Origin of the sequence: Bradyrhizobium sp. 26S5, from assembly GCF_036923295.1 — a bacterium.
In the GTDB taxonomy this organism is placed as follows: domain Bacteria; phylum Pseudomonadota; class Alphaproteobacteria; order Rhizobiales; family Xanthobacteraceae; genus Bradyrhizobium; species Bradyrhizobium septentrionale.
Genome location: NZ_CP145948.1, coordinates 5,863,628 through 5,878,637, shown reverse-complemented (window position 1 = coordinate 5,878,637; position 15,010 = coordinate 5,863,628). Strand labels below are relative to the sequence as shown.

12 protein-coding genes and 1 tRNA gene are annotated in these 15,010 nt (G+C 64.3%); 7 read left to right on the top strand and 6 right to left on the bottom strand.

The annotated features are described in order from the left end of the window. Nucleotides 1-56: 56 nt before the first annotated feature. From lepB to V5279_RS27595, 3 genes are all read right to left on the bottom strand, one after another. A complete protein-coding gene (gene lepB / locus V5279_RS27605; RefSeq protein ID WP_338689912.1) occupies nt 57-821 on the bottom strand; it encodes a signal peptidase I in 765 nt (254 codons plus the stop codon). Between the two features lie 436 nt (nt 822-1,257). Beyond that, the gene (argE, locus tag V5279_RS27600; protein WP_338689910.1) at nt 1,258-2,427 is read right to left on the bottom strand and encodes an acetylornithine deacetylase; all 1,170 of its coding nucleotides are present in this window, start codon (nt 2,425-2,427) and stop codon (nt 1,258-1,260) included. Nucleotides 2,428-3,547: 1,120 nt separating this feature from the next. Continuing rightward, nucleotides 3,548-4,333, bottom strand: coding sequence for an SDR family oxidoreductase (locus tag V5279_RS27595; protein WP_338689908.1), 786 nt, complete (start codon nt 4,331-4,333; stop codon nt 3,548-3,550). Nucleotides 4,334-4,473: 140 nt separating this feature from the next. Between V5279_RS27595 and V5279_RS27590 the strand changes: the two genes are divergently transcribed. Then, nucleotides 4,474-5,181 carry a histidine phosphatase family protein gene (locus V5279_RS27590; protein ID WP_338689906.1) on the top strand — a complete coding sequence of 236 codons (708 nt, stop codon included), beginning with the start codon at nt 4,474-4,476 and terminating at the stop codon, nt 5,179-5,181. Nucleotides 5,182-5,255: 74 nt separating this feature from the next. After that, nucleotides 5,256-6,023, top strand: a complete 768-nt coding sequence (locus V5279_RS27585) for an SDR family oxidoreductase (protein WP_338689904.1) — start codon at nt 5,256-5,258, stop codon at nt 6,021-6,023. A 146-nt stretch (nt 6,024-6,169) separates the two neighbouring features. On the opposite strand, the gene V5279_RS27580 is transcribed toward V5279_RS27585, so the two are convergent. Continuing rightward, nucleotides 6,170-7,393: a serine hydrolase domain-containing protein gene (locus tag V5279_RS27580; RefSeq protein ID WP_338689902.1), complete on the bottom strand. Its 1,224-nt coding sequence runs from the start codon at nt 7,391-7,393 to the stop codon at nt 6,170-6,172. A 169-nt stretch (nt 7,394-7,562) separates the two neighbouring features. On the opposite strand from V5279_RS27580, the gene V5279_RS27575 reads away from it, so the two are divergent. Beyond that, nucleotides 7,563-7,638 (top strand) — tRNA-Trp (locus V5279_RS27575). Nucleotides 7,639-7,702: 64 nt separating this feature from the next. Here the strand turns inward: V5279_RS27575 and V5279_RS27570 are convergent. Then, on the bottom strand, nt 7,703-8,896 hold the full coding sequence (locus V5279_RS27570; RefSeq protein ID WP_338689900.1) for an ABC transporter substrate-binding protein: 1,194 nt from the start codon (nt 8,894-8,896) through the stop codon (nt 7,703-7,705). 199 nt (nt 8,897-9,095) lie between these two features. Here V5279_RS27570 and V5279_RS27565 point away from each other — a divergent pair, with 199 nt between their 5' ends. Together V5279_RS27565 and V5279_RS27560 are read left to right on the top strand one after the other, a co-directional pair. Beyond that, nucleotides 9,096-9,860 (top strand): FadR/GntR family transcriptional regulator, encoded by a 765-nt coding sequence (locus tag V5279_RS27565; RefSeq protein WP_166297385.1) that lies wholly within the window; start codon nt 9,096-9,098, stop codon nt 9,858-9,860. 53 nt (nt 9,861-9,913) lie between these two features. After that, nucleotides 9,914-11,527 (top strand): acyl-CoA synthetase, encoded by a 1,614-nt coding sequence (locus V5279_RS27560; protein ID WP_338689897.1) that lies wholly within the window; start codon nt 9,914-9,916, stop codon nt 11,525-11,527. Nucleotides 11,528-11,580: 53 nt separating this feature from the next. Here the strand turns inward: V5279_RS27560 and V5279_RS27555 are convergent, their stop codons facing one another. Beyond that, complete coding sequence (locus V5279_RS27555) at nt 11,581-12,489, bottom strand: DUF3313 domain-containing protein (RefSeq protein WP_338689894.1); 909 nt, start codon at nt 12,487-12,489, stop codon at nt 11,581-11,583. Nucleotides 12,490-12,694: 205 nt separating this feature from the next. On the opposite strand from V5279_RS27555, the gene V5279_RS27550 reads away from it, so the two are divergent. Together V5279_RS27550 and V5279_RS27545 are read left to right on the top strand one after the other, a co-directional pair. After that, a complete protein-coding gene (locus V5279_RS27550; RefSeq protein ID WP_338689892.1) occupies nt 12,695-13,441 on the top strand; it encodes a response regulator transcription factor in 747 nt (248 codons plus the stop codon). Beyond that, complete coding sequence (locus V5279_RS27545) at nt 13,441-14,778, top strand: ATP-binding protein (protein ID WP_338689890.1); 1,338 nt, start codon at nt 13,441-13,443, stop codon at nt 14,776-14,778. Before V5279_RS27550 ends, V5279_RS27545 begins: the two co-directional genes overlap by 1 nt. Nucleotides 14,779-15,010 lie beyond the last annotated feature (232 nt).

Below are 15,010 nucleotides of genomic sequence, written 5' to 3'. Positions count from 1 at the left end.
AAACTGTTCCCGCATGTCGCTCCGCTCATGCGGGCTACACGACTACACACGGAACATCATCGGATGATCATGAACAGCCGGTTCCAGCGCAGCGAAGCGGGCCAACGCCACACTTGCCATGCAGGCGCCTCGTCGCCGATCGAGAAGAAGATCATCCTGGCTTGGCCGATCAGGTTCTCGAACGGCACGTAGCCGACCCCGCCGCGGGCGGGCGGCACGCGGCTGTCGGCCGAGTTGTCGCGGTTATCGCCCATCGCGAAAAAATGCCCGGGCGGCACGACATAGACCTGCGTGTTGTCGTATTCGGAACGTTCGATGCGATCGAGGGTGAAGTAGCTGACCCCGTTCGGCAGGGTCTCGCGCCAGCGCTTGACGCGGACCGGGCGCGGCCCCTCGTCGCGATCGAAATAGTCATCGGCGCGCTCGCGCTTGACCGCGGTACCGTTGATGTACAACAGCCCGTCGATCATCTGGATCCGGTCGCCCGGCAGGCCGATCACGCGTTTGATGAAATCGATCGAGTCGTCGCTCGGCAGGCGGAACACCACGACGTCGCCGGGCTTGGGCTCCGAGCCGAAGATGCGGCCGGAGAACAGCGGCGGCGAGAAGGGCAGGGAGTAGTGCGTATATCCGTAGCTGTATTTCGAGAGGAAAAGATAGTCGCCGACCAGCAACGTCGATTCCATCGACCCTGAGGGAATGTTGAAGGACTGGAACAGGAAGGTGCGGATGACCAGCGCGATGATCAGCGCATGCACGACCACGCGCAAGGTTTCCGCCAATCCGCCCTGCTGACGTTCGTTCTCGGTCGACACGCTCATGGACCTCGGTTCGATAGATTTGGTGTCGACAGGCCGGATCGGCGGATTGCCGCCCTCTAGTTGGGTTAGGCCGGACGCCTCGTATCGCCGAGGATCAACAGTGCCAACGGCGCCAATGGTCCCACGACCACGGCTGTCCAAGTCCATCGTCGGGATGATCTGTTGCGTTCGCGCGCCATGGCGGATGCGAGGGGGATCGACCCAATCGAAACGATCACGAAAATCCACCACGCCATGGTCTTTCTCCAATGTTCGCCAGGACAGTAGCACAAAGGCAGTTCGCGTACCTTCCCTCGTCAAAAGGTGAGACCCGCCACATTTAGCGGGGCTCCTTGTTTGCGAAGCTCTGTAGGGCGGATTAGCGAAGCGTAATCCGCCGTCTGTCCGCGGGACGGCGGATTACGCCTTCGGCTAATCCGCCCTACATGCTGCAGCGTCACTTCGCGCAATGCGTGATCAGCCGCGCGACGAAATCTCCGCAAGCCGCGAGCTGCGACATCTCGACGAACTCGTCAGGCGTATGCGCCTGCGCGATTCCGCCGGGGCCGACCACGACCGACGGCACATCCGCCATGCTGACGAACAGGCTGGCCTCGGTGCCGAACGCGACCTTGGCGTGGTCGTTGCGGCCGGCCAGCTGCTTGGCGAGCGTGACGATGGCGGCGTCCGCCTGGGTGTCGAGCGCGGGATAGTCGAGGATCTCTTCGAAGTCGATGCCGCAGTCCGGATGCCGCTTGCGCATCGCCGGCTCGATCTCGGCCCTGGCCCAGGCGACGATTGAATCCGTCACCTCCCTGGACTCGGTGATCCCGATGCCGCGACATTCGAATTCCACCGTGCAATGGTCGGGCACGATGTTCAGCGCGGCGCCGCCATGGACGATGCTGGTGAGCAGGGTCGAGTGCGGGACGTCGTAGAGGCTGCCCTGTTCGGCGTCGGCCGTCAGCAGCGCGGCGCGGCGGCGGATCTCGGTGATCAGGTCGGCGGCGTATTCGATGGCGTTGACGCCGTCAGGCGCGATCGAGGAGTGGCGGGCGAGCCCGCGGAAGGTGGCGCGCACGCCATGCTTGCCCTTGTGCCCGATGATCACCTGCATCTGGGTCGGCTCGCCGACAAAGCAGCCGAGCGGCTTCACCACCTTGCGTGCGACCTCGCGCAGCATCGGCCGCACGCCGACGCAACCGATCTCCTCGTCATAGGAGATCGCCAGATGGATCGGTGTCTTCAGATCGGCCGCAACCATCTCGGGAACCATCGCGAGGCAGACCGCGACAAAGCCCTTCATGTCGGTGGTGCCGCGGCCGTAGAGCCGGCCGTCGCGCTCGACCAGCTCGAACGGGTTCTGGGTCCATTCCTGTCCGGCGACAGGCACGACGTCGGTATGCCCCGACAAGACCAGCCCGGCCTTGTCCTCGGGGCCGATCGTGACCCACAACGAGGCCTTCTGTCCGGTGTCGTCGACAATGCGCTGTCCACTGAGGCCGTGCGAGGCGAGATATTTTTCGATGTAATCGATCAGCGGCAGGTTGGAACGGTCGCTCACGGTGTCGAACGCGACGAGGTCGGCCAATAGCTTGCGGATACGGTCGGGACGTTGATTTTGCATTGCCTGTTCGTTTGTGAGGATTGAGAGGGCGCCGGTGATCTGGTTGGCCCCAGCATAACAGCTGGTTTGCCTGCCCAAGCAAAGCAATATTCGGGCCGATGCGTGACGGTATTGCGGTCCACGCATGTCGCCCCATGCGACGGGGAGAACAGCGCGCAGGATGCGGCGCACGGTTGCGCGGACCGGTGTTGCCCATTCGGCACGACGGGCAACTCAGCAAAAGCTGTCAACCACCTTGTGCAAAAATATTTCGGTTTATCTGAAGTACAACTCAGTGTATGGTTTGCCCGTCTCGCTCGATCGAGGGGCGCTTCGCGGTCGTCACGAACGTGGGTCGAGATGCGGTGGACGCTGAGCGTGTGACTGACGAGAGCACGTGAAGCGGACGGCGAAGTCGTGTGGTCCTGACGCCCTAGTGGCAGGTGTCCTCGCGCAAGACGCAAACGCGTGTTGCGAAGGCGGTGACAAGCAAGCCCAGTCTCGCCGGGGAGAGCACGTATAAGCCGTAACCCATCGCGCAGGGAAAGCCGGATTGCTCCGGTTACACCTGTGGTCCTACCCCCGAGCTTTCTACCTTTTGCTCGGGGCCCATGGGTGCGATCGGCACCCGGCTTTCCCTGCGCCCTCTGTTCGAGAGAGGGCGGAACGAAGAGCAAAGCTCGGACGGATCACGTCGCGAGAATGCCGGTGTTTGACTCACCGGCCCTACAACAAATTCAGTGTCGTCCCGGGCGAAGGCCGGGACCCATTGCCACAAATGCGAATTGTTGCACGACGCTGGAATGACGAGTCCCTGCACAACATCCGCCGCGGCGTATGGGTCCCGGCCCCCGTGCGCAATTGCGCGCTAGGCTGGAGTGTGCGGAGAAGGTCGTGCGACGAACGCGAAGCTGCATTCTCATTCACAGCTGTCATCGCCCGGTTCGACCGGGCGATCCAGTACGCCGCGGCCTCTCGGCTCAAGCACTGGCGTCTCTGGAATACTGGATCACCCGCATGCGCGGGTGATGACACCGCGCGAGACCCTCCAAGGTGTCGTCCCGGCCTTCGCAGGGACGACAGTTGTGAGTGTGGAACTATCGCGGGAATTCACTTGCACCGCGAACGGAGAGTGGCGTTGTTAAATCGGCTTGCCCGTATACGGCATCGACGCGGTGAGGCCGCCGTCGACCGGGATCGCCTGGCCGTTGACGTAGGACGCTTCATCGCTCGCCAAAAACAATCCCATCGCGGCGAGCTCGTGCGGCTGGCCGGGACGCTTCAGCGGATTGAGCTGGCCGATCTTGTCCTGGGTGCCGCGCTCCTTGGCGCGATCGAACACCGGCTTGGTCATGCCGGTTTCGATCAGGCCCGGGCAGATCGCGTTGATGCGCACGCCGGTGCCGGAGAGCGAGTAGGCGGTGGTCTGCACCAGGCTGATGACGCCGGCCTTGCTGGCGCCGTAGGGATGTCCGCTGGCGCCGGACTTCAGGCCCGCGACGGAGGCGGTGCAGACGATCGAACCGGAACCCTGCTTGGTCATGTATGGAATCGAATGCTTGATCGCGAGGAACGGGCCGATCAGATTGATCCGCAGCACTTCCTGCCAGTGTTCGACAGTCTGGTCGGCGAGCGGGACGAGGCCGCCGCTGACGCCGGCATTGGCCCAGATCGCATCGAGCTTGCCGTATTTCGCGACGGCCTTGTCGATGAAGGCCTTCACGTCGCTCTCCGAGCCGGCATCGGCGGTGACGGCTTCGACGGTGCCGCCGGCGTCGCGCACCAGCTTGGCGGTCTCGTCGACGCCATCGGTGCGATCGACCGCGATCAGCTTGGCGCCTTCCCTGGTGAACAGCAGCGAGGCCGCACGGCCGATACCGCTTCCAGCGCCGGTGATGATGACGGATTTGCCTTCGAGGCGGCCCATGGTTTTTCTCCCTGTTCACGTGGTCCGTGGCGCGTCTGCCGCGCGACGGAATTCAAACAAAATTTCAAACGTTCGAAGCACTTGAGACGATGTGCGACGTGACGTACAGCGACGGGGGACAGTATTGAAGGGCTCATCCGATGTCCAATCCAGAGAAGCCTAACGTGACGGTGACGCGGTGGTGGTGGGTTCGTCATGCGCCGGTGCGCAGCGATGGCGGCAACATCTACGGGCAAGAAGACATCGACTGCGACACCGGCGATGTCGAAGTGTTCGAGGCGGTCGCCAAGATGCTGCCGCGCGATGCTGTCTGGTATTCGAGCAATCTCAAGCGCACGCACAAGACCGCGGAAGCGATCTGGGCCGCAGGTTTTCCGAAGCCGGCCAACATGACGCAGGAACGCGACTTTGCCGAGCAGCATCTCGGCCGGTGGCAGGGCATGAACCGCGCCGCGCTGCTCGCGAGCCAGCCCCCCGGCAGAAGTTGGTTTGCCGACGTCAACGAGCCCGCACCCTGCGGCGAGAGCTTCATGGATCTCTATACGCGGGTTTGCCGCACGATCGTGCGGATCACGGCTGCGGAGCCGGGCAAGAACATCATCGCGGTCGGCCATGGCGGCGTGATCCGGGCTGCGGTCGGTCTCGCACTCGGCGGCCAGCCGGACAGGGGCCTGTCGTTCGACATCGACAATGTCTCGGTGACGCGGCTTGATCACATCGCAGGCACCGGCCTGTCGACCTGGCGGTTGCCGATGGTGAACCAGCAGCCCTGGATCGCCGATCCGCGCCACGCCGCGATGCATCAGCCGTCCGGGCCCGAAGTTCGGCCGGCGAGCAAGCTTGCATGATGCCGCTATCGCAACACGACAACGCTGCTTAAGCTCAACGCAGAATTCAAACACCTTACATCAGGGAGAGAAACATGACCTTGTTCGACATGAAGGGAAAAGTCGCCGTCATCACCGGCTCGACGCGCGGCATCGGGCGCGCGATCGCCGAGCGCATGGCCGAGCACGGCGCCAAGGTGGTGATCTCCTCGCGCAAGGCCGATGTCTGCGAGCAGGTGGCGAAGGAGATCAACGACGCTTACGGCAAGGGCACCGCGGTTGCGGTCGCGGCCAACATCTCATCGAAGGAAAATCTGCAGAACCTGGTCGACGAGAGCAACCAGGCCTTCGGCAAGATCGACGTGCTCGTCTGCAACGCGGCGTCGAACCCGTATTACGGTCCGCTCGCCGGCATTTCCGACGATCAGTTCCGAAAAATCCTCGACAACAACATCGTCGCCAATAATTGGCTGATCTCGATGGTGGTGCCGCAGATGATCGAGCGCAAGGACGGCTCCATCATCATCGTGTCCTCGATCGGCGGGTTGAAGGGCTCGACCATCCTCGGCGCCTACGCAATCTCCAAGGCCGCCGACATGCAGCTCGCGCGCAACCTTGCCTGCGAATACGGCAAGCACAATATCCGCGTGAACTGTATCGCGCCGGGCCTGATCAAGACCGACTTCGCCAAGGCGCTGTGGGACAATCCGGACAATCTGAAGGCCTCGACCGCGCGCTCGCCGCTGCTCCGCATCGGTGTGCCCGACGAGATCGCGGGCGCCGCCGTGATGATGGGCTCGCGCGCCGGCGACTTCATGACCGGCCAGACCATCGTGATCGACGGCGGCGCGACGATCAGCTGAGGATGTTCTCGTGTCCCGGACGCGGTGCGGCGCAGAGCGCCGCTCCGCAGCGCCGGGACCCAGGAGGACCTGCACGATTGGATCGAGGGTGGCCCCGGCTCAGCAACGCAACGCTCGCGCGCTGCGTTGCGTCCGGGGCACGAGACTTACTCCACAGCGGCATACACGCCGTTGCGCACCAGCGAGCGGGTGTATTCGCGCTGGCCCGGGCCCTGCATCATGAAGACCGCGATCAGGTCTTCGCGCGGATCGATCCAGAAGAACGTGCCGGCCATGCCGCTCCAGAAGTACTGGCCGACCGAGCCCGAGAACGGCGCGATGCCCTGCTGCATCCGCACGGCGAAGCCGAGGCCAAAACTGTGGCCGGGCGACACCAGCGTGCCCTGGATCTTGACGCCGGCGCCGAGGTGATCGGACGCCATGAATTCGAGCGTCTTGCGGCCGATGATCCTTGTGCCGTCGAGCGCGCCGCCATTGAGCAGCATCTGCGCGAAGCGCGCATAGTCCATCGTGGTCGACACCAGCCCGCCGCCGCCGGATTCCATCGCGGGCTTCTCGAGCATATTGAACAGCTGCACCTTCTCGTTGGTCCAGGGATCGTTGGCAAACGCCTCGGCGAGCCGGCCGGCATTCGCTTCGGGGGTGTGGAAGGCGGTCTCGGTCATCTGCAGGGGAGAGAGGATGCGTTCGGTCAGGAACCCGCCGAGCGTCTTGCCGCTGACGACCTCGATGATGTGGCCGAGGATGTCGGTGGAGCGGCTGTAGTTCCACTCGACGCCGGGCTGGCAGACCAGCGGCATGCCGGCGAGCATGGTGGCGTGCTCGGCATTGGTGATCTTGCGGCTGCGCAGCCGCGACTGCTGGTAGAGCTGCTGTACCGGCCCGTTGCCGGTGTGGTCATAGGTCAGGCCCGAGGTGTGGCGCAGCAGGTCCTGGATCGTCATCTGCCGCTGCACGGGCGCCAGCTCGAGCTTGCCGTCACGCTCGACGCCGACCTTGGTCTCGGCGAATTCGGGGATGAATTTCGCGACGGGGTCGTTGAGCAGGAAGTGGCCGTCCTCCAGCAGCATCATGATGCCAACGGAGACGATCGGCTTGGTCATCGAGAAGATGCGGAAGATCGTGTCATGCGTCATCGGCGCCGAGGCCGCCGGGCTCTGCCGGCCGATCGCGTCGAACCAGCCGATCTGGCCGCGCCGCGCCACCAGCACCGTCACGCCGGGCGCGGTTCCCTTGTCGACCTCGCGCTTGAAGGTGTCGGACAGCGCCTGCAGCCGCACGCTCGACAGCCCGATCGATTCGGGCTTGGCGAGGGGGAGGGATGGGGTGGTTTGGCTGGCGGCATGCTTGGTGGCGGTCTGGACGTTCATGGTCTCTCCCTGGTTCTTGATTCTTGCGGCGGAGCGCCGACGTGGAGTGATGGCCGAAGTCTGGCGCAGAAGTTTTGCAATGAACAGAAGCTTCACCGCTTCGCCCTTGCAAACCGGCCATGCCCTGTGCTTGAAACGGCGCGAACCGGCGGCGACGCGGGTTCCCTGCAGGAGTGTAGCTCAATTGGTAGAGCACCGGTCTCCAAAACCGGGGGTCGCAGGTTCGAGCCCTGCCACTCCTGCCAGTTTTTCCCTAATAATTTGAAGGTGTTGGCCGAGGTCCTGGACCCCGGCCATGATTGTCTTCACTCACTTGATGAGCGGGCAGCCGCCGTCCTTCAGCGGCCGGAACGCCTGGTCGGCGAGCACCTTGTAGTAATCCCACGGCGCCTTCGATTCCTCCGGTTTCTTGACCTCGAACAGGAACATCGAGTGCACCATGCGGCCGTCCTCGCGCACCACGCCGTTGTCGGTGAAGGCGTCGCGCACCGGGGTCGCGCGCATCTTGGCGAGCACCGGCTTGGTCTCCTTGCTGCCGGCGGCCTTCACGGCGTTGAGGTAGTGCAGGGTGGCGCTGTAGGTCGCGGCCTGGTTCATGGTCGGCATCCGCTTCATGCGCTCGAAGAAGCGCTTGCCGAAGGCGCGGGTGCGGTCGTTGAGATCCCAATAGTAGGCCTCGGTGATGATCAGGCCCTGCGCGAGCTTCAGCCCGAGGCTGTGGATGTCGGAAATGAACATCACGATACCAGCGAGGTTCTGCCCGCCGGCGACGATGCCGAATTCGGCGGCCTGCTTGATCGCATTGATGGTATCGCCGCCGCCATTGGCGAGGCCGACGATCTTGGCCTTCGACGACTGCGCCTGCAGCAGGAACGACGAGAAATCCGGCGTGTTGAGCGGATGCCGCGCGCTGCCGATCACCTTGCCGCCGGCGGCGCGGACCACGTCGCCGGTGTCGCGCTCGATCGAATGGCCGAAGACGTAGTCGGCGGTGATGAAGAACCAGCTGTCGCCGCCGTTCTTCACGATCGCGCTGCCGACGGTGTGGGCGTTGGCGTAGGTGTCGTAGGTCCAGTGCAGCGTGTAGGGCGAGCAGGACTTACCGGTGATATCGGAGCTCGCCGCGTCCGTCACGATCATGATCTTCTCGAACTGCTTCGACATCTCCATGCCGGCGAGCGCGGTCGCCGAGGTCGGCATGTCGATGATCATGTCGACATTCTCGGCCTCGTACCATTTGCGGGTGATGGTGGCGGCGACGTCGGCCTTGTTGAGGGCGTCGGCGGTGACGAGCTCGATCGGCTTGCCGAACATCGAGCCGCCGAACTCCTCGATCGCCATCTTGGTGGCCTCGACATTCCCGGCGCCGCCGATGTCCGAATAGACCGACTGGAAATCCGTGAGGACGCCGATCTTGAGCGGCGCCTGTTGCGCGAGCGCCGGACCCGCCAGCACCGCGGTGATCAGGCCGGCGGCAGACAGACTCGTGACGATGGATTTCATGATGATGGACCTCCCAGATTTTCTTATCGGCTTGGTGTTCTTATCAGTTTGTCCGACAAAGCTAGATTTGCCCGGTTCCGCTGTCAATTCTTGCCGGCCGGGTGCGACATTCAGGCCGTAGATGCCTATTTGACGCTCCAAATGCCTTCGCCTATCCTTTGTCCGACAAACAACAATCGGGAGCCCGAGGGAGCCAAGGATGCCCGCCACGCCGCTGTTCCGGCGCATTGATGTCGCGCCGGCCTATCAGAAGGTCGCGGACGCGATCGAACGCGAGATCATCAACGGCCGGATCAAGCCGGGCGAGCCGATCGGCACCGAGCAGCAGCTCGTCGCGCAGTTCGGCGTCAACCGCTCGACGGTGCGCGAAGGCATTCGCGTGCTCGAGGAGGGCGGGCTGATCCGCCGCGATTCCAGCCGCCGGTTGCAGGCCTGCCTGCCGCGCTACAACAAGCTCGCCACCCGGCTGTCACGCGCGCTGATCCTGCACGAGGTGACGTTCCGCGAATTGTTCGAGACGTCGATGACGCTGGAGGTCGCGAGCGTCGAGGGGGCGGTCGAGCGCGCGACCGAGGAGAACATCGCCGAGCTCGCCGGCAATATCGAGCGCAGCGCGGCGGTGGTCGGCAATCCGGCTGATCTTGCCGAGCTCGACGCGGAATTCCACGTGCTGATGGCCAAGGCCTCGCAGAACCGCGTGCTGCAGCTCGCCCGCGAGCCCGCCGCGCAGCTGTTCTTTCCGACCACTGAGATGATCGTGGGTGGCGTGCCCGAAGGCGGCGCGCGCCTCGTCGAGGCGCATCGCCACATCCTCGATGCGATCAGGCGGCACGACAAGGAGGCCGGCGTGCTGTGGACGCGGCGGCATTTGCAGGACTGGCGGCGCGGCTTCGAGAAGATCGCCTCGCTCGATCGCTCGGTCGAGCACACCTACATGGAGCACGCCTACGCCGCCCGGCAGTAGCGGCAGCGCGACGAAGACAAGACAACGACAACAAGCACATTCGGGAGGAACATATGAGCGGAGACATCGCAGCAACCATCCAGCGCGCCCGCGAGCACAGCATCGGCGATCTGCTGCGCCGGTCGGCCAAGCGCTACCCCAACAAGACCGCGCTGATCTGCGGCGAGGTGAGCTGGACATTTGCGGAGATGGACGCGATCTGCAATCGGCTCGGACGCGGATTGCTCGCGCTCGGCGTCGCAAAGGGCGACCGGGTCGCGGTGCTGTCGCGCAACTCGCATGGCTTCGCCGCGCTGCGCTTCGCAGTGGCGCGGATCGGCGCGATCCTGGTGCCGATCAACTTCATGCTCAATCCGGACGAGATCAATTTCATCCTCGCCAATTCCGGCGCAAAACTGCTCGCGGTCGGGCCGGATTTCGTGGAGACCGCGCACGCCGCGGCCGCCAAGGGCTCGGCGGTCGAAATCCTGATCTGGCTGCCGGGCGAGGATCCGGCCACCGCGCCCGAAGGCATCACGACCTTCGACAGCCTGCTGCACAGCGATGCGTCGGCTCCTGATGCGTCGGTCGACAGCCGCGATCCCGCACAGATCATCTACACCAGCGGCACCGAGTCGTTGCCGAAGGGTGCGATCCTCACCCATGAAGCTGTGATGTGGCAGTATGTCAGCTGCATCATCGACGGCGGCATGACGACCGACGACACCGTGCTGCATGCGCTGCCGCTCTATCACTGCGCGCAGCTCGACGTCTTCCTCGGCCCTGCGATCTATCTCGGCGCCACCAGTCTCATTACCGGCAAGCCGGTGCCAGACAATGTCCTGGCGCTGATCTCAGCCCACAGGATCAACGCGTTCTTCGCGCCGCCGACGATCTGGATCGCGATGCTGCGCTCGCCTTCGTTCGATGGCACCGATCTGTCGACCCTGCGCAAGGGCTATTACGGCGCCTCGATCATGCCGGTCGAGGTGCTGCTCGAATTGCAGCGCCGGCTGCCCGATGTGAAGTTCTGGAACTTCTACGGCCAGACCGAGATCGCGCCGCTCGCAACCGTGCTGGCGCCGGAAGACCAGCTGCCGAAGGCAGGATCAGCCGGCAAGCCCGCGATCAATGTCGAGACGCGGGTGGTGAATTCCGACATGACGGACGTCGGGGTCGGGGAGGTCGGCGAGATCGTGCACCGATCGCCGCATCTGTTGTCCGGCTACTATAACGATCCGGTCAAGACCGCGGCGGCGTTCGCCGGCGGCTGGTTTCATTCCGGCGATCTCGCGACCGTCGATGCCGACGGCTACATCACCGTGGTCGATCGCGTGAAGGACATGATCAAGAGCGGCGGCGAGAACGTCGCGAGCCGCGAGGTCGAAGAGATGATCTACCAGCTGCCTGCGGTGTCGGAGGTGGCGGTGGTCGGGCTGCCGGATCCGCGCTGGATCGAGGCGGTGACCGCGATCGTAGTGGTCAAGGCAGGTGCGAGCCTCGAGGCCGAGGCGGTCATCAAGCATTGCGCGGCGTCGATGGCCCACTTCAAGGTGCCGAAGCAGGTCATCTTCGTCGACAGCCTGCCGAAGAACCCGAGCGGCAAGCTGCTCAAGCGCGAGCTGCGCCAGCGCTATCTCGGCGGCGCCACGCTCGACCAGGCGGTCCAGAAGAGCTTTGCCGGATAGGACACGGGCAGGGGGATGATCCGAAGCTTCGGCGCGCGTCCGGGCAAACGCAATCACTGGCCAGCTGTCGGCGCTCCCTTGTCCGACCACTCCGGCGGCAATCCGAGCTTGCCGGCGGCCATCCCGACCAGGCCGGGATTGCGCCCGAACGCTTCGCAGGCCGCGTATTTCGGTTTGCCGCCGAACGACGCGCCGATCTTGTCGAACGATGGCAGGTCCGGTGGCTTTCCGAACGGCGTAGCTCCGGTGACGACGAGCTTGCTAAAGTCGTCACTGAACGAGGAGGCGAGTTCGTAGGCGTCACCGGCGCTCGAGACCATCGGCGAACTGGTGAATGAATTTGCGCCGCGAGCCCAGATCATCGCCGCCTGCTGGCGGCTGGCCGGATCCCGCACCTCGGCTTCGACCGTCAGGCTGCCGAGCCCGACCGGCAACCGCGGCACCGGCACGGGGACGCCTGCGCCGAGCGCGGTCGGCAGGATGCCGACCACTTTGGAAGCGCCCGCAGCGACTTCGTCAGTGGGCGCCGCCTGCGTGACGCGCGCGTATGCGGTGAGATCCGCAGGCTGATCGAGCGCAACGACCTGAAGCCGCTCGCTCAGGCCGACGCAGAGCGAACGATCGATGGCATTGGCCACCAGCTTCCTCTGCTCTTGCGACAGCGTCGGTGATGCGCCCTGCGAGAAGGTCGCAGGAACGATATGGATGGTCTTTGCGGCAAGGACGTCGTCCTTGTTGACGCGAACCAGCGACTTCGCCAGCAGCCCGTCGGATTGCGTGAGATTGTCGTAGGATGCCAGTGATCCGCCTCGGGTCATCGGTGCGCTGGCGCAGCCCGACAACAACACCATCGCAACCGCAGCGCCGGTAAGCGAGGACGACCGATTGAGCTGGCCATCGCGCGACGCCCGGCCCGTGCTCTGCGCATCAGCCGCAGCGCCCGGCAGAAATTCTAATCTCATGTCACCCCTCGAACGACCACTCACCCCACGAACGATCGCACGTCACGATAGAACAGGGCCGCCCGGGTCGGGATTAAGAGATATTAAGTCAGATGTAGGCCGTGAAACTGCGCGACCTATTTGAGCCACATTTGGCCGTGCAGGCTTAACAAAACGCTATATTTGCGCGCTGCGCATCCGCGGCAGACGCCTCTAAAATACCGTGATGCAAATCCTGGAATACGACCTCGTGGCTTTCCCCGTCACCAACGCGCGCATCCTCTGTGTCGAGGACGACGCCGATATCGCGCGCATGCTGGCCGAGGTCCTCCAGGACAACGGCTTCAGAGCGATGCTGGTCGGTTCGGCCATCGAGATGGACGCGCTGCTCAAGCGCGAGAGCTTCGATCTCATCGTGCTCGACGTGATGCTGCCGGGCGAGGATGGGCTCAGCATCTGCCGACGCCTGCGCATGTCGTCCTCGATTCCCATCATCATGGTGACGGCACGGAGCGAGGACATCGACCGCATCCTCGGCCTCGAACTCGGCGCCGACGACTACGTCACCAAGCCGTTCAATTCGCGCGAGCTGCTGGCCCGCATCCGCGCGCTGTTGCGCCGGGTCGAGAGCGGCACTGCGTCACGCTCGCGGCCGCGTCCTTTGACCTTCGCCGGTTGGCGCATCAATCCCACCACCCGCGAACTGCATGACCCGGCCGGCGTCCGGATCACGCTGACCGGGGCCGAGTTCGACCTGTTGCTGGCGTTCTGCCGCAATCCGGGGCAGGTGCTGTCACGCGAGCAATTGATCGAGCAGGCCTTCGGCGGCCTGATCGCCTCGGTCGAGCGCAGCGTCGACGTCCATATCAGCCGCATCAGGCAGAAGATCGAGCCGGATCCAAAGGACCGTTCGATGATCAAGACGGTGCGGCTCGGCGGTTACCTCTTCACGCCTGCGGTCGAGCAGATCTGATGGGATGGGCGCCGCGTCTGCTGCCGCGCAGCATCGCTGCGCAACTCATGAGCCTCGTCGCGCTCTCGGAACTGATCGGCATCACGCTCGCAGCGGTGACCGTCATTTTCCTGTTCGATTCTCCCTCGATCAACGACACGCAGAAGTTTCTTGCGGGGCGGGTCTCGGAGGTCGCTCAGCTGCTGCGTTCCACGAAGACGCCGACCGACGCGGATGAACTGCTGGCCGCGGCCAGGCGCGGCGGTCTCGATGTCAGGCGCGTCGCCCTGGGCGAACTCGTGCCGAGAACGGCCGGAGAGACGCGGCCGTTTTCCATAAGAGCGTTTCGGCAACTGGCGGCCGAGTCTGGAATTGAGTTGCTGGAGGAGCTGCGCCATCCGGCAGGTTCGTCGTCACAGGTGGTCGTAAAGCTCGACAACGGCCACGCGTTGATGGCCGACGTCGCGGTCAATGGCGGCTTTTGGTCCATTCTGCTCCGCCCGGCGGCCGGAGGGGCAATCATCCTGCTGATATCCATGCTGCTGCTGTCGGTCTATGCGGTGCGCTGGGTGATCGCGCCGCTGGCCGAAGTCGCGAGCGCCGCGACCTCGTTCGGCCGCTCGCCGCGGGTTCCCGAGGCGCTACGCCGGCGCGGTCCGCTTGAAATCGCCGAGGTCGCCGACGCCCTGAACGACATGCGCACCCGGATCCGCGCGCTGCTCGACGATCGCACCCGCATGCTGGCCGCCATCAGTCATGACCTGCGGACGCCGCTGACGCGGCTCAGGCTGCGCGCCGAGCGTGTCGGAGAAGGTACTCTGCGCCCGGCAATGCTGGGCGATATCGCCAAGATCACGCGCATGATCAACGAGACGCTGGAGTATCTTCGCGACGATGCGCGCTCGGAGGCAGTGTCGCACATCGACCTGCCGAGCTTTTTGCAGACCATCTGTTCCGAGTTCGCCGATCTGGGCCACGCTGTGTCCTATGCCGGGCCTCCGCGTCTTCCCTATGCCTGTCGGCCCCGCGCGCTGTCGCGCGCCGTCACCAATGTCGTGGAGAACGCAGTCAAGCACGGCAGCACGGTCACGGTGGCGCTCCGTCCCACCGACTCGAACCACCTTGAGATCGAGGTGGTTGACGACGGGCCCGGCATCCCGCCGGCGCTGCGCGACAAGGTGTTCGAACCCTTCTTCAAGGCTGATAGCGCGCGGCAGGATAGCGGCGGCTTTGGGCTGGGGCTGTCGATCGCCCAGGATATTGCCAAACGTCATGGTGGCAGCATCGAACTGAAGCCGCGGGAGCCGGTCGGATTGCGGGTATCGATGCTGCTGCCACTGAAGTCCGTCCTGGCCTAGACGAGACGGGGTGGTGAGTGTTACCGCACGCGACAGGGGCACCTTCTTGACGCTAATCTCCGAGCGGGAAGTCCCGCAAGTGCCCCGGCGCCCCGGCTAAGCTGTTGAACTGAAGGGATCAATGTCCGCTCGGCCCACGGTTGGCCCCCGTGGGGCGCGACCTCACCGACCTTGACGTTTGGCCGGTCCCGCAGTAGATACCCGGCACTCGCAGCCGGCCCGCTTTGATGGC